This window comes from Reichenbachiella sp. (assembly GCF_033344935.1).
In the GTDB taxonomy this organism is placed as follows: Bacteria; Bacteroidota; Bacteroidia; order Cytophagales; family Cyclobacteriaceae; genus Reichenbachiella.
The window spans coordinates 1015567-1035818 of sequence record NZ_JAWPMM010000001.1 but is presented as its reverse complement, the minus strand read 5'-3'; the positions used below and the strand labels follow the sequence as shown (position 1 = coordinate 1035818).

The following is a 20252-nucleotide window of genomic DNA, read 5'->3' as shown; positions in this document are numbered from 1 at the left end:
TGGCCATTCGCTATATCGCTTGTTGGCGGTAGTTTTATTCGTTCAGTAGTTTCAGATCGTTCGAAACATTTAGTCTACTCCTCAGATTTCTATATTCAAGTTTGTTGAAAGGTCCATGGACGTTAGAGTAAGTCGCAAATTGGGTTGTTGAATCGTAACTATACTTGTTCGGTTGGTTCTTAACGATAATCCAGTATGTTCTGTAAATAGTGTTGTCCATTGCTATTTCTTCACGATCGCTATCTGTATAAAGTAAGAAATTCATCGGTGGCAAACTGTCACTTGGTGATTGGGAGATTAGAATGAAATCAGAGTCAGTTGCATAATCCAAAATGTATCCTGAGATCATGACAGTATTTTCAGGGTTCACAACTGCTGTTTCATAGCCTCCTTCACCGACAATTTTGTATCCGTTACCCAGTTCAGGGTAACCGCCGGAGCACCCACAAAGCAAAATACTTAGAAATATTAGAGTGATATGGTTTTTCATTACCGCAATTACCGCCAACGACCAGATATGGCACGTGCCTCTGGTAATTCAAATATCGGTAAAATTTCGGTTTCGCACTCCACTATCAAATAGCACGGAAGAGGCATGTGCTATATCGTCTGTTATGCGCTTATTTCGACCCTTATTATTGCTCAAACACATTATTTCGGGTGTTCTCACTTCGCTCAAATATTCTCAACCATTTTTGCTCGTTCGTCCAATACATGGTTCCAGGCTGAACATAGAAAAGATTAAGTATGTCAATCCAATCGTTCTTATGAAATTTCATTGTTCCACTTAGTTCTAAATCTTTGAAATAGATATCCCAAGTAGTAATTAGCATTTGAATTTTATTCCATGGAAACTCTGACCAATCTAAATTGATATCTAATTCATTTTGTTTGATCACTTGCTCGCTCATGTTGGCAATCAATTCCATTACTAAAATTTCGGTTTTGAGTTGTCGATGCGCATTTTTCCCTTTGCCGTTCTTTATGTTTTGTCGGATCATTGGTAGCATGTTATTCACAGATTGAGCTGAGGTTTCTATTCCTTTGTCCCACTGCTTCACCATTTCTACAAAAGTTGGATCATCAGTCTTTGAATTTAAAAAATCATCTTCTAATGAAATGAATTTGACTACTTCGTTCAATATAAATTCTGACTGTTCAATATTTGGTGAATGTTCGCTATTTATGAGCCCTAAAATATGGTCAAACGGGTTTTGAAGTAGAATTTGATTTGGTGCAGTCAGGGCAAGAGATAATGCTTTCTTAACGTATGAAGGCTTACTGATAAGGTTTTCCGAGGTTGCAATTTCTTCAATGGCCTTTATTGGAGTACATAAATTATGCTTCTCGATAATGGAGAGATCGAACGTACCATCCACAAAACCATACCAAATGTTTGAGTCACAAATTACTCTCATTGCTCAACTTCTATAATGTAAACGAATTTCTTAAGGACTTTTACTTGGTCAGAAAGTGAAAGGTTAAGTAGAGAGTTCGAAGTATTGAAAGTCAAAGGGCTAGGAAGTAAATCCGTTAGGTTTTTTAGGTAGTTGGACTTAACTGCATAAGATGCATTATCCGCACCAATATGTTTAGCGCTTATAACTCCAATCAAATTTCCTTTTTGATCAAAAACTGGTCCTCCACTATTCCCGGGTTGCACCGGAGCGGAAATTTGATAAGATGAAATATCTCCTTGAAATCCTGTTCTGGCACTAATAATTCCAGTTGTCAATTTAATTTCATCACCCATTGAAGCTCGCAAAGGATAGCCAAGAACGGAAACAGATTCCCCAACATCAGATAAGCTAGTATTAACATTGTATGGGATATCTACTATCGAACTAAAATCAGAATCCTGAATTCTAATAATTGCCAAATCATTGATTTTATCTGATGTCATAACAGTTGCACTATACTTCCTTGTGAAGTTTTCATTTACCCCGAATACAGTAATTTTTGTTGCTCCTTCTATTACATGGTAATTAGTCACTATATATCCATCTGGAGAAATCGCGAACCCTGTTCCTGAGGATACAGAGTTTTCTGTATTAATGTTGGGTGGAGTTATATTGTCATAGGCAGTTGGGTAAACTTTCAAATAAGTACAGGTGAAGTTGTTCTGCCTTTTGGATCTTACCAACTTCCCATCAAAGAACTCAAAAATGAAATCGTCATGAGTGGTGTATTTGTTGTCAGTTTCTTTGATTTGCGATGTAAACCTATACCGATTCCCTGTTGGAAGTAGCTCTCCCCAAATGTCACCCTCTTTCCAGTTGTTTTCTTTGTAGTAGAAATCTCCATTTATGTAGACTGCATAAAATTGGTTTTCAAATCTCAGAATAGCAATTTTGTCTTCATAGCATCCATTTGATTTATAAATTCCTTCAATATCCATAGCTCCATTTTCAGACCAATGTTTCTTCAAGGCTATTTCAGTCCACTTACTCGTTTGTTTGGCTGAAGTGTTGGTCTCATAAAGGCTACTATTGATTTTGATATTCTCCCAAACAAAACCATCAGGTTCGATGATGTCAATAGAGTTTACTCCTTTTGAAAGAGTTGGAAAGATTAGGGTCAAATTGTATTTAGTTCCCTTCTTACCAGTTGTAGAATACTGAGTGTTTAGATAAAGACCATCGTCCATTCCTACAACTTGATATTTGTTTCCAGTTGATCTATCTCGAATGTATGTTGATGCCCCGATTGCTACCCATGCTTGATATAGGTCAGATTTAGTCTTCTCATAAACGAGATAAACTTTAGTTGCTTCTTTTGTTATCTCAATTTTTGAAATTGTACAATTTGATATGTTTGTTCGACTGACTGTAGGTGAATAGGTGGTTTGCCCAAAAAGTTGAGACCAAAGGAACGATGTGAGTATTAAGATTAAAGTTTGCCTTTTCATTTTGGAACTAAGTCTTATTGAGTTAGGTTATTGCGCATAACGTACAGATATGGCGAGTGGCCACATCTGTCTGTAAAAAGCAGTAAAATAGTGAAACTGCCCAACACCTACAACGGCATCTACGAAGCACTGCGTTCTGAAAGATAAAATCCAGAAAGTAAAAAGTAGCTAGAAGCACAAAAGTTGGCAGAATGGGCAGGTTCACGGGCAAGTTGCACAAAAGTATCAGATAGGCAGTTTGACCATTCGCTATATCGCTTGTTGGAGAGCGTTTATTTTCGGGTTACAATGTTCCAAGCAGCTTTTAAAGTTGAGCTGAGTCTCGAAGTTTGCCGTTCAGTTAGTTGACCTAAATGTTCGTTAATCACCTGTTCGGCTGCCTCATGAAAGTCATGCCAACCGTCAGTTAGACCGTTCAGAAAAAGTCGTGAACCCTGTAGTTGTTCTGCTAACCTCTGATTATTCGTAGCTCGTAGTTCAGCAATTACTTCATCCCAATTATTCCAAAATTCAGTATTCATGATTGCTAGAATTAAAATTCGGAATTTTGATCAATTGGTTCATGTACTTCTGGGTTGCCGCATACATATCGAATATATATAGGTATTCCCCTTGTAATTTCCTTGTAATAACCACTGCTGACCTTCTTGCTCCCTTTGTATTTTACTCCAGCAAGTTCAAACTCATAATTGAACCAGTTACCACGGCTTTTAATTCTGTAAACCTTAGTAATTACACCGGTTACTTTCCTTGAGCAGTTATCCAGTTCAACTTGCTCTTGGTTGTAGTTGTTCCGACTATAAATGAATAAAGAAATTAGAAAGACAGGCCAAAGAATAAACCACCAATGCTTACGAAATACGAACTTGTTGTCTTCTTTCTTTCGAGTTCTTCGTTTGCTCTGTTTCTTTTTTGGCTTATCCACTTCCTAAATTGTGCAGTTCATGCTCTCCAACGGTCTAGTATAAGAATAGTAGCGGATTTTACACACTAACTTTTCGGTTTAGAACTGACCTTTATTTTATGTTTATACTTTCGTTTTATCACTTAAACCGCTATTATTTTTATACATTGTTGTACACTGGCTTTTTTTCATTCAGTTTGTCAATCAGCGTTGGCGTGAAAGCTCTTTTAAATTTGTGAGGCACGAACAAACTTTAAATGTGCTTGAACTTGCGTTGGCTTTATTCCAAATATTTTTTCAATATGGCTTCTTTCTGTTTTGGAATTTCAGCTATTTGTTTTTCAAATTCCGTAATTTCATTCTCTAAATTTTCTATTTCAACATCCACTTTTTCCTGTTCTGCCATTGTGGGAAGTGGGATTTTAATTCCTTCGATTCTATCTATTGAAGCTCTTTTTGTTCTTGAAAACCCAATTTGCTTTCCTTCTTTGTCTAAACAATATGCAATATATCTAGCTTTTGCTATTGGTTGTTTAATTCTCAAATAACCACAATGATCGGTTGGATAAAATGGTATGTTTGCAGGAATTACATTTACCATCCAATCACCGTCTATTCCCCAAACTACCGAAGAAGTTGAAAAATCGGTTAAAAGTTCTTTATTTATAAACCCAAAAGGTTCAAAAACATTGGCACTGTACACAGGATATTTCCCTTGATTGCTTATTTCACTTTTTAAAACTCTTTTTCCAATTTTAGTTTCAAAAATATCTGTGTCGCTTAATCGTACAGATTTAGTTGCTTTATTAAACAAGGTTTCTAAAGAAGTATTAATGTGTTCTTTATGCGTTAGTATTATATTTTGTAAATCTTGCTCTTGCTTTTCTAAAACCTCAATTTCATCAACTATCTTTTGTTGAATATCTAACGTTGGAAGAGGTATTTTAAAATTTAATAAATCTGTTTTAGATAAATTAAATTGAACACTCCCAAAACCTAAGTTTCTAAGTTGAGTTCTACTAATTTCAGATTTTAAAATACTATTTAGATAACTAGGGATAATTTTATCAAGTTTAAAGTTTATAAACTTTCCAACCCTTTGGTTCAAAAGAAAAGTAGTTCTACTTGTATTTTTAAAAATGGTGGGAATTGCAAGTAGATTTAAATCACTATTCATATCAGTCATTGCAATAACAATATCTCCGTCTTTTAAAACAAAATCTTTATACTTTTCTGAAAAGTTATCAGGTAGAAAAGTTTTTTTATAATCTAAATCTAATACTCCTTTCAGTCTAATATTTGCTTGTCTAAAATTCAAAACGTTTGAACTTTCAACATAATCAGCACTTTTGAAAGCAAAACCATTTTGAAGATTAACAAATTCTTTGAGTGGGAATACATTCCACTTAGTCTGAATTTTTACTTTTTTTTTAACTGAAAGCGATATGTTTTGCTCAAAATCTGCTCGGTCAAATGTTAGCATATCAATTAAATTTTGATAGCTTACGTTTTTTTGAAGCGTTTCAGGAATGTCTAAATCGAACTTGTTTTCAGTAAACGCTCTGTATATATAAGTGCTAGCTTTATTTTCGTTAGTGAAACTTTTCATATCATAAAGCTGTGTGCATTCGTCAATGGTTTTGCTACGTTTTATAGGGTGCATTCCTTCATTCCCTCTACGATTACTAAAATCGTAACCTAAAAACTGTTTTTCTTTTGCCTTTTGACCTGTTTTTACTAAAACAACTTTTTGATTATATGTTAGAATAAAATAAAGTAATTTGTCTTTTTCTATTTCTAGTATTTTACTCCATTTTTCATCTTCCTTTTTAGCTTTTATCTTTTTGTCGTATTCATTAAATATTTCGTGTTGCTTTATAGCTTCGTTCGGTTTTTTCTGCAATAAGGTTTTATAATCTTGAAAAGAAATGTTTTCCCAAACGTGAGATATATATTTCTCTATTGGTTTTTCAATACCGTTTATAGTAATGTCTTTAAGATTTGTAAAGAATGTAGCTAGAGATTTTTCTACTTGTTCGGCAATAGTATCTTCTCTACGTTTTAAAAATAAAGTAACCGTATTTGTTCCTGTAGCCATAAAAGTGCCAGAGCCTAGTTCTGTAATTGCTATTATGTCAAAAGCTTTTAAAATAATCTCTCTTGCTTGTGAATATAAACCCGAATTACTTAAAATAGAACTTGGTAATATTATGGCTGCAATACCGTCTGTTTTTAGTAATTGTTTAGTACGTTCAATAAACAAACATTCTATTTCAGAACTTCTATCGCTTAGACTGTCAAACAATTTAAAATCCTCATTAGCGGAAGCATTTTTCAAATCACCTTTAAAAGAACTTACAGAATATGGCGGATTAGAAACAATAAACGAAAATTGAGGTTTTTCAGCATTTTTCTTTAATAGTCCTCTGTAACTTTTGGAATGTTTGAAACTATCTAATCCATCTCCGTGAATAACTTGTGCTAAACCATCTCCATAAAAATAACAGCCAACTTTTGCGACTTTTACTAAACGATAATCTTTTTCTATACCATAAACATATTTACTTGCCCAATCGTATTTCTTTTTTCTCCAAACTTCCACAAAATCTTCAGCTTCTTGTGTTTCTAATTTAGAGGTATCAATATCATTCTCAATAGTACGTTGGTACTCTTCCATTACTTCGGTTAAGAAGTGACCACTACCAACACTATAGTCAATCACAGCAGGAAGTTCTGGAATTGATTGGTTTAATTGTTTCTTTATGTATTGTGAAATAGGTAATGAGCGAACTATGAAACGTGTAATTGGTGGTGGTGTGAAAAACTGACCAGCTTCTTGTTTCAACCCAGTTGTTAAAAGACGTTCAAAGAAATCGCTTAAATGTTGTTGTTTTCTAGGATAACGAATTCTAAATTTTTGAAGTAATTGAACTACTTCTTTTAATACTTTTTGATTGTCCTCAAAAGTTTCTTCATCAAATACATCCTTTATATCGTAAACCTTATTGAATAGTAAAATATGTTTCTTTTTTTCTTCTAATTCTTTTTGAGTTTTATAGCTAAACATATCATCTGAAATTCCTCTAACTTCTTTTTTTAAGAAGTCATACATTCCAGATTTGTATAGGTTTATAAGTCTGATTTGAAAATCAACTGCATTGTCTTTGTGTTCTTTCCATTGAAAATCAAGTTCCTTATCATCTCTCTTTTTTTCATCAAATATTTTAGCGAGAAAAAGATTAAAAATCTTATTAAATGCGTTGGGTTTGTCTGAGACAGAATGCTTTCTAAGTATAGATAAAAATTCGTGAAATATTTTTTTACTATCTTCTTCGTTCAGTGTTTTTAAATCATCTTTGGTTAGTTTCTTGCTTTCAAACAAATAAGGTTTTACCCAATCGTCAAATATTCCGTTGGTATTGGTTACTTTATTCCATCTATCATAAACATCTTCTACATTTCCAGCTTGTCTGTAATGCTCCTCAATTTTTATTATTTCATTTTTAAACTGGATTTTGTTTTTGTCTAATTTAGAAGCATATAACATCAAAATATCAGCAGACTTGTCTTGTTGAAAATAGGTCATTAACTGACCGCCATTTGTTTCGGTTTTTTTAAACTCTTTTTCAAATTCTTTTCCCCAAGTCTTACATTCTATCATTAAATAAGCAGAGCCATCTTTACGAGTAACTAGAATATCGAGCCAACCACCACTTGCTCCGTGTCCGACTGTGTATTTTTTTTCTAAAACTATATGTTCTGGTTTGTACCCTTTTTCTAGTAATCTGTCTATACACTCTAAAACAACCCAATTTTCAGCTTGTGAGAAATTTTGAGTAGTTGTTCTTCCTCCAATTATTTTGCTTCCGAAATCAAATTGTTGTTTTTCAAAATCAATTTCAATTGAATATCCATTATAGTTTTTATGAAAAATTCCAGAAGTGTTTTCTTTAGGTATAAATCCTAATACTTGTATGAGTTTCTTTGTATCCATCTCGATTAGAATTTTAATTTTCCTTGTTTTGCGTTTATTGCTTTGATATATGTTGATTGGTCTTCTGCAACTTTAAAAATTTTATCAGAACATTTATATTCAAAAGCTTCTTTTGCAAATTTGTCTGCAAAATACAAGTCTTTAACTTGGTTGTAATCTAGTTCAAATAATTGGGCAAGTAATTTCAATTTGCCAACTGGAAATTTTTTATGGTCATTCTCAATTTTACTAACAGCAGGTGTATTAATTTTGACTTTCGCTCCGAATTCAGTCTGACTCCAGCCTTTTTCTTCTCGGTGAGTTTTTATGTAGTTTCCGAAACTTGCCATTAGTTTATTATACTTTTTATTGTTTTACCCAATTTTGGCAAAGTTATATATTTCTCAGTCCATAAACAATTTTTTTGACATATAAAAATCATCTTCATAAAACTTATTTTCAGCGTTGGGAAAAGGCAAGCTCTTTTTATTTTTTGAGGCACGAAAAAAATGAAATGTGCTTGACTGTGCGGCTGGATTCAGCTTGTGTACAACGCTTTGTATAAGAATAGTAGCCGATTTCGAAAGCTATATTTCTCAATTTACTACTAATGTTTTTGCGGACTACAATGTTTATATTTACTACAATTTCGGCTATTATTTTTATACGTTGTTGTGTGGCGTTTTGGCTTGGTTAACTTATTATACATCTTTCTTTTTGTTAAATGAATACGTAAAATGAGTAGCTTGTAACTCTTCACTTATAGGCGTTGTTCTGTAAAAGTTTACTGCTTGAAAGTCATCCGTTTCGGCTTGAACAAACACTTCATTAAATCCATTCTTCTCACAATATTCATTTAAGGTGGACATTAATTTTTTACCTATTCCCTTTCGCTGATAGTTGGTTAGTATAGCAAGGTCATACACATAAACCGATGGGTTTTCATTATCATATCTGTCTAAAACGTGAGCCGTAAGTCCTCCAATCAGTTCATCTCCATCTTTAGCAACAAAAACAAAGAAATTGGAATTATTAAGTAGCTTTCTTAAATGTGCCTGGGTAGGGAAATTAAAATTTCCCCATTCAAAGACGTTTTCAAATACTTGGATAAGTTTTGAAAAATCGTTTACGTCTTGACTGAAGAGTTTCTTTATATCCATTATTTATATTTTCCTTCCTTTCACTAAAACGGTTGATTGAATTGATTCATCTTTCAAGTGAATGAAACTTAACCTACTCTTATCATTCATAAAAGCATTCAAATCTGTATCTGAGTGAAACGATATGAAATGAATTTCATAGGGCTGTTCTTCCATAGAAGAAACAAAGGAGTCTTTATCTGGTCTTAGTCTATATATCATTTTTCCGCCATAATGCTCCATTAATGGGATAGCAAATTCTTCAAACTCAATAAATGTCTTTTCTTTTCCTTCTTGTAAAAAAATCAATTGAGTAATGTATATCATAATTCAGTTCTTTTATGAAAAATGTAATCGCTAATTATTGGTTCAATATTGTTTTGTCTTAATTCAGAAATTAGCTGACCTCTGTGGTGTGAATAATGATTTGAAATGTGAAATAAAATTTCTTGGACAGTATTTTTATATTCTACACCTTTAGAAGTTTTGTATGAAATACCTGTTTGTAAATCTTCATTAAGCAGAATTGATTTACTTACTTCTAAATTAGATTTATCCAAATCAAGGCACTTTTTAAGTGCGTGAATATCAAAAACACCTAGCGGTGTTTCATTGATAATTCTTGAATTCCATATTTGATGCGCATTAACAGAATGGCATAATAATAAATGGGATTTCTTAGAAACTCTATCGGTATTTTCAATCATTTGGGTGATTAAAATCTGGTTGATCTTATTGTGAAATTCAAAAATATCTGTAAACAAGCTTTTCATACTACTGCTTATTATTGTTCATATATTCTGCAATACAATTCTCGTTAGGGCTGCTACTTTTTGCAAAATCAGAGATAATTCGTTTTCGTTCTTTTTCCGTTTTATTTTGGCTTAATTTTTCTTTAAACTGAATTTCACTAACTATAATTTGAAAGGCAACAATTCCCTTAACCATTTTCGATTTGTAGTCATAGGTCAAATCATTCCACTGCTCTATATATGAAGAATCAAAATTTGAAATCATATGCTCTAAAACAAAGAATACATCTTTTTCATTATCAATTATTTCAATCTTTCCATAGGCGTGAACAGCTAAGTAATTCCAAGTAGGTACATTTTGTTTTTTGTCATAAAACTTAGGGGAAATATAAGCGTGAGGTTCAGAGAATATTGTTAGTATTTCCTTTTCTTCAATGTTAATGGTTTGTTCATTGGTTTTAGCAAAATGAGAAGTGAGAATAATTTTATCATTCACTTTTGAAATTACAAAAGGCAGATGTGTTGCAATCGGTTTATCTGAGTCGGAACTAACCATAACTCCAAAATTAAATCGCTCCATAAATTGGATTGCCTCATCAATATTTTCGTTTTTATAGTGTTTAGGTGTATACATATTCTATTCTTTTTCAAAAAGGACTAATTCCACAAACCTCCCTTTAGCAATTGAAGCCTTGTGTTTACTATTATCTCCACTTTCTATCCAAAGACCATCACCTTTTTTATAGCTTATTATTTCACCATTAAAATCAATGGTCATTTCACCATCGGTGACATATCCAATATGTCCTTTTGTGCACCAATCTTCTTCATTAAAGTCATCGTAAAACCGTAAAAGTCTTACCCTTTGGTTTCCTTTCAGAAAAATTTTCTGTTTAACTCCCGTGCTTGGCGTTTCCCATTCAAAATTGTTAAAATCGACCTTATTTTTGTTCATTTTGAGTTTATCTTATGACACACAACTAGTGCATAACGATCACTATGATCGTTATTTACCTTTCAAATTTACCCTTATTTGTCAGGATATCAAGTGGACTAACTACGTCTGTTAAATTCTTAGCACATACATGCGTATAAATCTCGGTGGTTTTGCTGCTCCCATGCCCCAACAGCTGCTGAATATATCTCAAATTGGTGCCATTTTCCAGCAAATGTGTAGCAAAAGAATGACGAAGGGTGTGTACCACTGCTGGAGTTTTTATGCCACATTTCGCCTTGGCCCTGTGAAATACTTTGCGCAAGCTGGTCACAGAATACCTTCCTCCAGTCTGCCCTTCAAATAGGTAATCTTTTGGCCGATACTCCAAAAAATATGTTCTAAGCATCAATAATGCAGTTTTTGAGAGCACTGTAATTCTGTCTTTACTTCCCTTGCCATCTCTTACCCAAATCCTCATGTTTTCCGAATCCACATCTTTGATCTTCAAATTGATCAATTCGGAAATTCTCAATCCAGCTGAATAAATCAGCGTCAACATGGTGCGATGTTTCAGGTTGCTAGGTGCTTGTATTAATTGAGCTACTTCGGTTTGTGTGAGTACCACTGGCAGCCGTTTTTGTTTCAATGGTCTTTTCAAATCAAAAACCTGCCTTTCTCCATCCAATACCTGTTCTAAATAAAACTTGATGGCATTGATGCTTTGATTGATATAAGACGCGGATACTTTTTTGTTTAAACTAAGCCAGACATGATAATCTTCTATTTCCTTTCTTCCAATTTGATACAACGGTTTGGGGTACTGTGAGCGCAAAAAATTGCGAAACATCGCATAGTAAGTCCGGCATGTAGAGCTACTATATCGCATAACTACAAGTTTTTTGGCGAGTGAATCGAGTGCAGTCTGATACGACCTACTTGTCGCTTCTGATGCGGCCTGGATATATGGATTAGAATAGTGTTGTACGTTAGGCATAATTCAAAGGAAAGGCTTATTACAAGCATAAGTGAATTTATAAGTGCTTATATTCGAATATAAGCACTTATAAAAATGGATAATTTACAACCTAATACCTGCCAAGAATGCAATAAACCACTTAATGGTCGAGTAGATAAAAAGTTTTGTGATGCCTATTGCCGAAACAGCTACAATAACAAAAGTAAACGCGAAAACGAGCGGCTCATCATCGGTGTCAATCAAAGTATTCGAAGAAACAGAAGAATCCTAAAAGAGCTTTCCCCACAGGGAAAAACACTGGTTCGACGTGATGTGGTGGAGTCCATGGGATTCAACTTCAACCACTTTTCCAGCCTCTACCGTTCTCAGTCGTCATACTATTATATGTCCTACGACTACGGTTTCAGGGCATTGATAGACAACGGCAAACAAAAAATTCAAATTATTCAAATTCAGAATTATATGGGATCATTTGATCCCTGGCAACATATCAAAAAGTAGAGACTCACTAATTCATACTACCACAAACTCGGCCTTTTGTGCCTCACAGGTCGGGCATAGGTAGCTGTCCGGTAAGCTGTCGAATGAGGTGCCTGGAGCGATGTCGGAGGATTCGTCACCATATTGCGCATCGTAGACCGTCAGGCAATGTTTGCACTGATAGCGCTCTGAAGCGGTGATTGTTTTCGGAGCCACTTCCTTCTTTGGGGTAGCCTTTGGCTGATCATCGATCTGATCGAAGTACATCACACTGAGCTCCATCAGCAAAGCCGGTAGTACATTTTTAGTCACGTTTTTCACGTAAGTGATGTATTCGGCGGAATTGGGATTGAAGCTCTTGGCATACAAAATATTGTACGTATTGCTTCCATCGCCTTCAGCCGCGTTGATCTCTATCGCCACAGAGGTGAATAGATATATGTCGTCATTAGGTTTGATCGTAAACGTCAACCCCGAAGTACTAATGTCTTGCTGATCGAGTGCGCGAACCAAATAGTTTTTAAGCTCAAGCGCTTCTTCGCTCAGCACCGGTAAGTGCCAGTTGAGCTCCAAAGAGGAGTGACGTAGGTTGATACCAAACCGGCCCATCAGCTTTTCCCAACCCAAGAGATAACTCTCTTCTATTCCTTTGATAATTAAAGATTTCCAAGGAGTCAAACTGATCTTACCTACGTTGGTCTCCATGCATCTTTTGCACAATGCTATGAGGAAATTGATTGTGAATTTGTTGTTTCGCCAATAGAGACCCAACCAATAATTGCCTCCCGGTTCACGATTCAGCCCTTCGTAATAGGGGAAGGCCGGCTCCGGATATTTTAGTTCCTCCACTGGATTCAGGGTATTGATTTCCAAGGCATCTACCGTAGAAAATATATCGTCTGCAGATAGTGATTCATCAGCCAAATCCAATTCATTTAAAGCTTTGGCAGCTTTCGCCAAATCATAACCATGAATGATTTTCCCGTAAGGAATGGGCAAATTATCGAATTGCTTCAAGCGCAAATACATGTACCAATAATTGTCGGTAGTAGAAGCGATAAAATTGATATTGCCAGTAAACAACGGCACCATACTCTGCGAAGGGTCGACCAGATTGATCCGATATTTCGCTCTGAAGTCGAAGCTATCCAAGATGTAATGATAGACATGCGGCACCAACCATTTTTTGTTGGGCATCACGTCCAGTGCCACATAAGAACTCACGATGTTTTGATGCGAGAATTCGTTTACCTCATATTCCGTATTGATCGATTTGAATATGTTTTCGAGTAACGATTGGCTCCGGTCTTTGGCCGGAAAAAGGATGTCCTGACGAGAACCCAAGTGAATGAACTCTGTGCCCAACTCCTTGGCGGTTGTCAAAATTCGTAAGAAGTCTCCGGGAGAAAGTATACCACCCTTCACAAATACCCTGACCAAATTCTTTTTCTCCATTACTAATACTTTGTGTCAAATATAAATGAATCAGGAAACGAGCTCAACTTCTTTTTGCTCCAAATGTTTCTTTAGCATCTGCTGTACCTCTCCTTTGCAACTGCCACAACCCAAACCAGCGCCTGTGGTTTGACATGCATCTGCGAGTGTAGTACAACCGCCTTCAAAGGCTTTTTCCAAATTGCCAGTACCTACATTGCTACACGAGCAAACCAAATTGCCTAGCATAGGCTCGGCTGCTTGACCTGAGCGAAGCAACTCTTTTCTTTTTTCAGACAGCTCCACTTCATTCTCGATCAGTTCTTTGAATTCGGCAAACTCTGCTTTGTCGCCCATGAGCACTGCCCCAATCAATCGATCCTGATGAATGATGCATTTTTTATAATACTTCATCGACTTATCGATAAAGATGATTTCGTCATAGTCCTTCATATTAAGTGGCGCATCTGGCATGCCGATAGAGCAAAGGTCCAATTCTGGAAACTTCAAGATGTTCATCGGCACAGTGCCGGTGTATAAGGCACTGAGATCGCCCGCAATATGTCTGGCAGCTATATCTGCCTGATCTTCTGCTGCCGCAGTGGTACCATTCAGTTTTTGATTGTGCTCGGCTATTTCCCCAATGGCATAGATCGTTTTGTCACTAGTCTGCATGTAGTCGTTGACAATGATGCCGCGCCCACATTTCAAACTGGCTATTCGTGCCAGCTGATCATTGGGTCTGGTGCCTATCGCAAATACCGCGGCCTGACAATCGATTTTTTTACCACTTTTCAGATCGATCTTAATGTCTTTTTCTCCACGTACGTTGATGTTGTGCACCTCGTCGTTGGTGTACACATGCACACCCATTTCTTCAATCATTTGGCGAAGCAAAGTGCTGGCCATCGTATCGAGCTGGCGCTCCATCAGACGGGTGGACAACTGCACAATAGACACTTCCACGCCTATCTCTCTCAGTGCAGAAGCCAGTTCCAGTCCCAGTAGGCCACCCCCCACTATCAACACGTGGCCTTTGTTGTCAATATATTTTTTCAGTCCATCTGCGCTGTACCTATCACGCATCGTGAATAAGCCTGGCAATTCCATCGGAATATTATTGGGCACGAAGGCGCGTGATCCCGTAGCCAAAATCAGTTTGTCGTAGCTATGTACTTTACCATTAGAATCGGTTACCGTTTGTCTCAGCTTGTCTACATCGTCGATGCTCGTGGCATTGTGCAACACCACGTTGAGCTCTTCGAATTCTCCATATTTGAACTTGAGCAGGTCTTCCCATTCTTTGTGCTCATTCACATATTCTGGTAAGAGCACACGATTATAGAATGGAAATTCCTCTTTCGAGAAAACATGAATTTCATCAGCCGTATTCAACGTTCGGTAAGAATTGATAAAGCGATAAGCGGCAGCTCCAGCCCCCACAATCACAATTTTCTCCTTAGGCTTGCTGTATTTTTCTACACTCACAGCCGAGTATTTAAACCCCGGCTGCTTCGATGTAGGATCAAAAACCTTACTGGTCATATTATTAGCTCTGCCGAAGGTGTTTTGAAGTATCTTTCCCCAATGCATAGGAAGGAATACCACTCCTTTTTTAATTTTTTCTGTGATCTGTGCATTCACTCGCACTTCGCCCCTGTCGTTTTTCACTACCACAGGCATACCCTCTTCTATGCCCTTGGCTTTGGCATCGTCCGGGTGTATTTCCAAAAATGGTTTTGGAATGTGCTTGTTCAGTTTATTCACTTTGCCCGTACGCGTCATGGTGTGCCACTGATCACGGATACGTCCGGTCGTAAGAATAAGTGGATATTCTTCTGACAGCAAATCGCCTTCGTTGCGATCGCCGCCTGGTAAAATCTGTGCTTTGCCGGATGGTGTATAAAATTTCTTATCCTCAAATAATCGAGGTGTACCTGGGTGATCCTCAGATGGTACTGGCCATTGTACCGTACCTTGTGCTTTGAGCCTCTCATAAGTCAATCCGGAGATATCGATGTTTGTCCCTTTGGTCAGTCGACAGTGCTCAGCATATATTTCTTCTATGGAATGAAAGTTGAATCCTTCGTACCCCATGCGTCGGGCAAATCGGATCAAGATTTCGTTGTCTGGTAAAGCTTCACCCGGCGCGTCTACGACCTTAGGCAAATAGCTGATTCGTCGCTCCGAATTGGTCATCGTGCCTTCTTTCTCCAGCCACCCTGCAGCTGGCAGCACCAAATCCGCATACTTCGCCGTATCAGATCTCGAAGAGATGTCTTGCACTACTACAAACTTGGCTTTCTTCAATGCGCGATCTACCAAATCGGCATTAGGCATACTTACAGATGGGTTTGTACAGATAATCCAAACGGCCTTCATTTCTCCAGAATCCAAGGCATCGAACATTTGCGTAGCAGTCAGCCCCGGTTTATCCGGCATAGATTCTACACCCCAAAAATCTGCTACTTCTTTTCTGTGATCGGCGTTGGCTTGTACGCGGTGAGCGGCTAGTAAGGAAGCCATGCCCCCCACTTCTCTTCCACCCATGGCATTGGGCTGACCTGTCAATGAGAAAGGTCCTGAGCCTGGTTTGCCGATGTGGCCTGTGATCAGGTTCAAATTGATCAGCGCCAAATTATTGTTTACCCCTTGCGTACTTTGGTTCAAGCCCATCGTCCAAAGCGACAAAAAGCCTTTGGCATCCCCAATGTATTGAGCAGCCAGCTGGATTTGATCTACGGGCACATCACAAATCACAGCTGCTTCCTCCAATGTGGTCTTAAATACTTTTTCTTTATAATCTTCGAAACCATCGGTATAGCTCTGGATGAATTTCAAATCGAAATTGCCATTTTCAATCAAAACCCGACCTATCGCATGGAGCAAGGTTTCGTCAGTACCAGGCGTCAATTGCAAATGCAAATCTGCCAGTACACATGAATCCGTCACACGTGGGTCAATAACCACTATCTTGGTATCTGGATTTTGCTCCTTGTGTTGCTCTATTCGTCTGAAAAGAATCGGATGACACCAGGCTGGGTTAGCCCCAGCGATCAAAAAGGTATCCGCCAACTCAATATCTTCATAGGCAATCGGCACAGCATCTTCACCCAAAGTCTTGGTATATCCCACCACAGCCGAACTCATGCAAAGTCTGGAGTTGGTGTCAATGTTGTTGGTGCCGATATAGCCTTTGGTCAATTTGTTGACCAAATAATACTCTTCTGTCAGACACTGACCTGAGATGTAAAATCCTACAGAGTTGGGCCCGTGCTTCTCAATGAATGTCTTGAAAACAGCGGCGGCGCGGTCTATGGCTGCATCCCAACTCACTCTTTCTAGTGGATGATGTTTTGATCCCCGCATCTTAGGATACAGCAAGCGGTCCCCCTGGTCCTGAACTACGTAGTTTAGCGCGCGGCCTTTGGAACAAAGCATCCCTCGATTCACTGGATGATCAAGCGTACCTTCGAGTTCAATGATTCCTTTTTTATTGATTCCTACATCAATACCACAGCCTACGCCACAATAGGAGCAGGTTGTCTTAGCTTTTACCGGAAGGTTCTTTTGTGACGCACTCATATCCATAGGTTTTGAACCAAACGCTGATTGTTTTCAACGTCATGAACAAAAGTACGTATTTTTTAAGAATTAATTACGTATAAATACGTAATTAATTCAATTGATGATACACAATTATGACCACTCTATAATTTCTCTAGGTCTGCTGTCTTTTTTGTCATTTCGCAATGAAGTCGAAACGGAATCGAGAATTCTTCTCGCTTTAGTACAGTAAGCTTACCTATCCGGATTCTGTCGGATAACATTCAGAGTCCTCTGACGAGTGACTCTGTGAGTGCTAGATCTATACAGAAGTACGATTGTCGTGAGGACACGACAAAAGGCTAAAGTGGGTATGATTTTGAAAGAAAAATCCCCAGACCTGTTCTGGGGTCTGTTGTTTTTGCAGCCAAGCTAAAGACACAGCTACCGATGTGATTGGTTAGATTAATCAAAAATGAACGACGAGAATGGAATCCAAGCGGAATGAAGAAATCTTCTCACCTAAGTGCGGTAAGCTTATCAATTAGAAAATTGTAAAGAATCATTGACGACAGCACCAACTCAGGTATCTCGTCATAGTCCGATGTTAATTCGGGCTATCTGTCCGTGTCAGAAAATCATCCAAATTTCTCAGATAATTATACTGCATCTGTCAGAATATGAGATTACCCAGACTGACACCGGGTAATGACGTCTAATTAGGTAAAAGCTTACCCAATAATATAAGGCTCGCTGTCGATTTTTCGGATGAGCTCGGTGATGTTGCTGACTTCGAGTTTCTTCATGATATTGAAACGGTGGGTCTCGACTGTACGAATGCTCTTGCCTAGTTCGTCGGCTATTTCTTTGTTGCTATGGCCTTCGTACACCAACTGCAGGATTTGCTTTTCTCTTTTGGTAATGTGATAGTCGGCTTTCACCATCGTACCAGCATCACCGGATGGTGCACTGCCACCCGTGCTTTTATTCAAATAGCCATTGACCAAAACGTCAGAAATATCCCCACTGAAATACTTATGTCCATCTAGAATACTTCTCAGTGCCTTTACAAACTCTTCTTTTGTGGTGTCTTTGAGCAAATAGCCTGACGCTCCGCATTCTACACTTTTGATGATGTACTCTTCATCGTCGTGCATGGATAAAATCAAAGTTTTAGTATCTGGCGACACTTTTTTCAACTCAGCCGTAGCCTCTAGCCCGTTCATCACCGGCATACGAATGTCAGAGATGAGGATGTCTGGTTTCAGCTGCGTCACTTTTTCAATGGCCTCTTGACCATTCGAAGCTTCGGCGATTACTTCTACTTCGCCTTCACTTTCCAGCAAAATTTTGATTCCGTTTCTTACTATGACATGATCGTCGGCTAAGATTACTTTTATCGTATCCATAAGTCTAGCTTAAAGGTAGTTTGATAATAATTTTCGTTCCTACCCCGAGTTTTGTTTGAATATCGAAAGAGCCATTAATAAAGGCCGCTCTTTCTTTCATATTGAATATACCATGTCCGGACGCACCGAAATGCCCGGTTTTCTCTAGCTTCTCAAACTCAAAGCCTTTTCCATTGTCTTCTACAACAACTATTAAATGCGATGGGTTGTGTTCAAAGCTAATCACAATTTTGTCCGCTTGGGCATATTTAATGCCGTTGTTTACTGCTTCTTGTACGATTCGGTACAAGTTAGTTTCCACATTTTTATCCAGTCGATTGATGAAGTTGGTTTTGTTGTCGAACTCAACCACAGTGTTGGACAATGCCGTCACCTCTTGACTGATTTTTTTCATGGCTGGCGTGATACCAAAATCCACCAAACTGCTCGGGGTTAAGTTGAATGACACGCGGCGCACTTCCTTGATCACGCTCTTCATCAAGTCTTTTGTATCTCGGATTCTTTTCTTCATATGTGGAGAATCCGAAGGTGTAATTCCTTCTAAGTTGAGTTTCAATCCCGTAAGCATTTGGCCAATGCCATCGTGTATTTCTTGCGAAATCCGCTTTCTTTCTTCTTCTTGTCCTTCCAGAATCAAAACCGAACGATACTGCTGTTCTTTCACGCGCTTTTCTATCGCTTCGCGATTGATTTCTCGAGAGCGCTGCTTGGCTTCTTTTACTTCCGTGACATCGCGCCCAATGGCTAAGATTTTCGTTTCTCCAGTCACTCCATTTGTCACGGGTTGCATAGACATGTCCAACCAGATGAGATCACCATCCAAGTCGGTCACATTGATTTCTCCGTTCCAGGCTTCTCCTCTAGATAGGATATTTCTTAAGCTGGTGATAAAGTCGTCATTCAGATTTTCTTCTTTGAACCAATCAAATAGATTTTTGGCAAAGCCTTCACCATTCACAGACATGATTTGCTTGAAGCGATCCGAAAGGTATTCGATTTCTCCGTCTGCTTTTAGTTTCAGAAGAGTACTTGGATCTTCCTGCACCAGGTTGACTGCTTCCAGGTCTTGATAAGACTTACCCAGCTCATTGTACAGCTTGTTCAATTCGGCAGTCATACGCTTGGCCGATTCTTCCGATTCGATCAGCGCTGCATAAATCGATTTGAAATCTAAGTAGGCCGGCCGCATGATGGTACCAAAGGCGACCAAAAGCAAAAAAACTACTAAGGCGATGAAAATGAGCTGTGGCTGACTGACATGCTGTACTTCTAGATATTCCAGCAGTAAAAACTGGCCAATAACGGCTAAAAAGGCAACTCCAAAGGAAGCTGCCATAAATATTCTAACCAGTTTGCTTAGTGCCTGCGTCTTTTTCAAGTGATATTACTTTGATGCAAAAATTGTGATTTCTACTGAATTAGTTCTTAAATCCTACGTAAACATACCCATTTTCTACCTTAACTGGATACGTAGCCAAGGCACAATGATCTCCATTTAAGTTTTTTCCATCTTTCAATGAAAAGGTCTGCTTATGAAAAGGACAAGCCACTTTGGGTTCTTCGCCTTCTGATCCCAGCATGCCTCTGCTCAAAATCATTTGCTGCTTGTGCGGGCAGAGGTTTTGTGTAGCGTACCATTCCTTTCTTCTTGAGAAATTGAATACCGCTACTTGTAATCCATTATGTTCTGCACAAACTCCTCCATTAGTCGGAAAATCTTTTTCAGCGGCTACTTCTACCCAAGCACCTACTTCTTCGGCAGTTACCGTTTTATATTCTATTGTTTCAGTCATT

Annotated in this window: 19 protein-coding genes; 1 reads left to right on the top strand and 18 read right to left on the bottom strand. The window is 37.8% G+C overall.

All coding sequences use genetic code 11. The annotated features are described in order from the left end of the window. Positions 1–34: 34 nt before the first annotated feature. From R8N23_RS04440 to R8N23_RS04380, 13 genes are all read right to left on the bottom strand, one after another. On the bottom strand, positions 35–490 hold the full coding sequence (locus tag R8N23_RS04440) for a hypothetical protein (protein ID WP_318170359.1): 456 nt from the start codon (positions 488–490) through the stop codon (positions 35–37). A gap of 145 nt (positions 491–635) precedes the next feature. Next, the gene (locus R8N23_RS04435; RefSeq protein WP_318170358.1) at positions 636–1418 is read right to left on the bottom strand and encodes a hypothetical protein; all 783 of its coding nucleotides are present in this window, start codon (positions 1416–1418) and stop codon (positions 636–638) included. Beyond that, complete coding sequence (locus R8N23_RS04430) at positions 1415–2908, bottom strand: serine protease (RefSeq protein WP_318170357.1); 1494 nt, start codon at positions 2906–2908, stop codon at positions 1415–1417. Before R8N23_RS04430 ends, R8N23_RS04435 begins: the two co-directional genes overlap by 4 nt. Positions 2909–3180: 272 nt before the next feature. After that, complete coding sequence (locus tag R8N23_RS04425) at positions 3181–3429, bottom strand: hypothetical protein (RefSeq protein WP_318170356.1); 249 nt, start codon at positions 3427–3429, stop codon at positions 3181–3183. An 11-nt stretch (positions 3430–3440) separates the two neighbouring features. Next, positions 3441–3833: a hypothetical protein gene (locus tag R8N23_RS04420; protein ID WP_318170355.1), complete on the bottom strand. Its 393-nt coding sequence runs from the start codon at positions 3831–3833 to the stop codon at positions 3441–3443. A gap of 259 nt (positions 3834–4092) precedes the next feature. Further along, on the bottom strand, positions 4093–7806 hold the full coding sequence (locus R8N23_RS04415) for an N-6 DNA methylase (RefSeq protein WP_318170354.1): 3714 nt from the start codon (positions 7804–7806) through the stop codon (positions 4093–4095). 5 nt (positions 7807–7811) lie between these two features. Further along, complete coding sequence (locus R8N23_RS04410; RefSeq protein WP_085766299.1) at positions 7812–8135, bottom strand: helix-turn-helix domain-containing protein; 324 nt, start codon at positions 8133–8135, stop codon at positions 7812–7814. Positions 8136–8486: 351 nt separating this feature from the next. After that, positions 8487–8945 carry a GNAT family N-acetyltransferase gene (locus R8N23_RS04405; protein WP_318170353.1) on the bottom strand — a complete coding sequence of 153 codons (459 nt, stop codon included), beginning with the start codon at positions 8943–8945 and terminating at the stop codon, positions 8487–8489. Positions 8946–8948: 3 nt separating this feature from the next. Next, complete coding sequence (locus R8N23_RS04400; RefSeq protein ID WP_318170352.1) at positions 8949–9251, bottom strand: DUF1330 domain-containing protein; 303 nt, start codon at positions 9249–9251, stop codon at positions 8949–8951. Next, positions 9248–9697 (bottom strand): DinB family protein, encoded by a 450-nt coding sequence (locus tag R8N23_RS04395; protein WP_318170351.1) that lies wholly within the window; start codon positions 9695–9697, stop codon positions 9248–9250. Before R8N23_RS04395 ends, R8N23_RS04400 begins: the two co-directional genes overlap by 4 nt. A gap of 1 nt (position 9698) precedes the next feature. After that, complete coding sequence (locus R8N23_RS04390) at positions 9699–10310, bottom strand: FMN-binding negative transcriptional regulator (RefSeq protein WP_318170350.1); 612 nt, start codon at positions 10308–10310, stop codon at positions 9699–9701. A gap of 3 nt (positions 10311–10313) precedes the next feature. Beyond that, positions 10314–10631 (bottom strand): hypothetical protein, encoded by a 318-nt coding sequence (locus R8N23_RS04385; RefSeq protein WP_318170349.1) that lies wholly within the window; start codon positions 10629–10631, stop codon positions 10314–10316. Between the two features lie 55 nt (positions 10632–10686). Continuing rightward, entirely contained in the window at positions 10687–11607 is a 921-nt protein-coding gene (locus R8N23_RS04380; protein WP_318170348.1) for a tyrosine-type recombinase/integrase, read from the bottom strand. 75 nt (positions 11608–11682) lie between these two features. Here R8N23_RS04380 and R8N23_RS04375 point away from each other — a divergent pair, with 75 nt between their 5' ends. Continuing rightward, positions 11683–12090, top strand: coding sequence for a hypothetical protein (locus R8N23_RS04375; protein ID WP_318170347.1), 408 nt, complete (start codon positions 11683–11685; stop codon positions 12088–12090). Between the two features lie 12 nt (positions 12091–12102). Here the strand turns inward: R8N23_RS04375 and R8N23_RS04370 are convergent, their stop codons facing one another. The 5 genes from R8N23_RS04370 to nirD form a co-directional block, all read right to left on the bottom strand. Next, on the bottom strand, positions 12103–13524 hold the full coding sequence (locus R8N23_RS04370; RefSeq protein WP_318170346.1) for a rubredoxin: 1422 nt from the start codon (positions 13522–13524) through the stop codon (positions 12103–12105). A gap of 30 nt (positions 13525–13554) precedes the next feature. Then, positions 13555–17088, bottom strand: coding sequence for a molybdopterin-dependent oxidoreductase (locus R8N23_RS04365; protein ID WP_318170345.1), 3534 nt, complete (start codon positions 17086–17088; stop codon positions 13555–13557). A gap of 692 nt (positions 17089–17780) precedes the next feature. After that, positions 17781–18458 (bottom strand): response regulator transcription factor, encoded by a 678-nt coding sequence (locus R8N23_RS04360; RefSeq protein ID WP_318170344.1) that lies wholly within the window; start codon positions 18456–18458, stop codon positions 17781–17783. Positions 18459–18462: 4 nt separating this feature from the next. Then, positions 18463–19836 (bottom strand): ATP-binding protein, encoded by a 1374-nt coding sequence (locus R8N23_RS04355; protein WP_318170343.1) that lies wholly within the window; start codon positions 19834–19836, stop codon positions 18463–18465. 40 nt (positions 19837–19876) lie between these two features. Continuing rightward, positions 19877–20251, bottom strand: coding sequence for a nitrite reductase small subunit NirD (gene nirD / locus R8N23_RS04350; protein ID WP_318170342.1), 375 nt, complete (start codon positions 20249–20251; stop codon positions 19877–19879). Position 20252: the final 1 nt, after the last annotated feature.

Coding starts and splice junctions, on each gene's coding strand:
- R8N23_RS04440 (WP_318170359.1), bottom strand. CDS start 490: ATGAAAAACCATATCACTCTAATATTTCTAAGTATTTTGCTTTGTGGG.
- R8N23_RS04435 (WP_318170358.1), bottom strand. CDS start 1,418: ATGAGAGTAATTTGTGACTCAAACATTTGGTATGGTTTTGTGGATGGT.
- R8N23_RS04430 (WP_318170357.1), bottom strand. CDS start 2,908: ATGAAAAGGCAAACTTTAATCTTAATACTCACATCGTTCCTTTGGTCT.
- R8N23_RS04425 (WP_318170356.1), bottom strand. CDS start 3,429: ATGAATACTGAATTTTGGAATAATTGGGATGAAGTAATTGCTGAACTA.
- R8N23_RS04415 (WP_318170354.1), bottom strand. CDS start 7,806: ATGGATACAAAGAAACTCATACAAGTATTAGGATTTATACCTAAAGAA.
- R8N23_RS04410 (WP_085766299.1), bottom strand. CDS start 8,135: ATGGCAAGTTTCGGAAACTACATAAAAACTCACCGAGAAGAAAAAGGC.
- R8N23_RS04405 (WP_318170353.1), bottom strand. CDS start 8,945: ATGGATATAAAGAAACTCTTCAGTCAAGACGTAAACGATTTTTCAAAA.
- R8N23_RS04400 (WP_318170352.1), bottom strand. CDS start 9,251: ATGATATACATTACTCAATTGATTTTTTTACAAGAAGGAAAAGAAAAG.
- R8N23_RS04395 (WP_318170351.1), bottom strand. CDS start 9,697: ATGAAAAGCTTGTTTACAGATATTTTTGAATTTCACAATAAGATCAAC.
- R8N23_RS04390 (WP_318170350.1), bottom strand. CDS start 10,310: ATGTATACACCTAAACACTATAAAAACGAAAATATTGATGAGGCAATC.
- R8N23_RS04385 (WP_318170349.1), bottom strand. CDS start 10,631: ATGAACAAAAATAAGGTCGATTTTAACAATTTTGAATGGGAAACGCCA.
- R8N23_RS04380 (WP_318170348.1), bottom strand. CDS start 11,607: ATGCCTAACGTACAACACTATTCTAATCCATATATCCAGGCCGCATCA.
- R8N23_RS04375 (WP_318170347.1), top strand. CDS start 11,683: ATGGATAATTTACAACCTAATACCTGCCAAGAATGCAATAAACCACTT.
- R8N23_RS04370 (WP_318170346.1), bottom strand. CDS start 13,524: ATGGAGAAAAAGAATTTGGTCAGGGTATTTGTGAAGGGTGGTATACTT.
- R8N23_RS04365 (WP_318170345.1), bottom strand. CDS start 17,088: ATGAGTGCGTCACAAAAGAACCTTCCGGTAAAAGCTAAGACAACCTGC.
- R8N23_RS04360 (WP_318170344.1), bottom strand. CDS start 18,458: ATGGATACGATAAAAGTAATCTTAGCCGACGATCATGTCATAGTAAGA.
- nirD (WP_318170342.1), bottom strand. CDS start 20,251: ATGACTGAAACAATAGAATATAAAACGGTAACTGCCGAAGAAGTAGGT.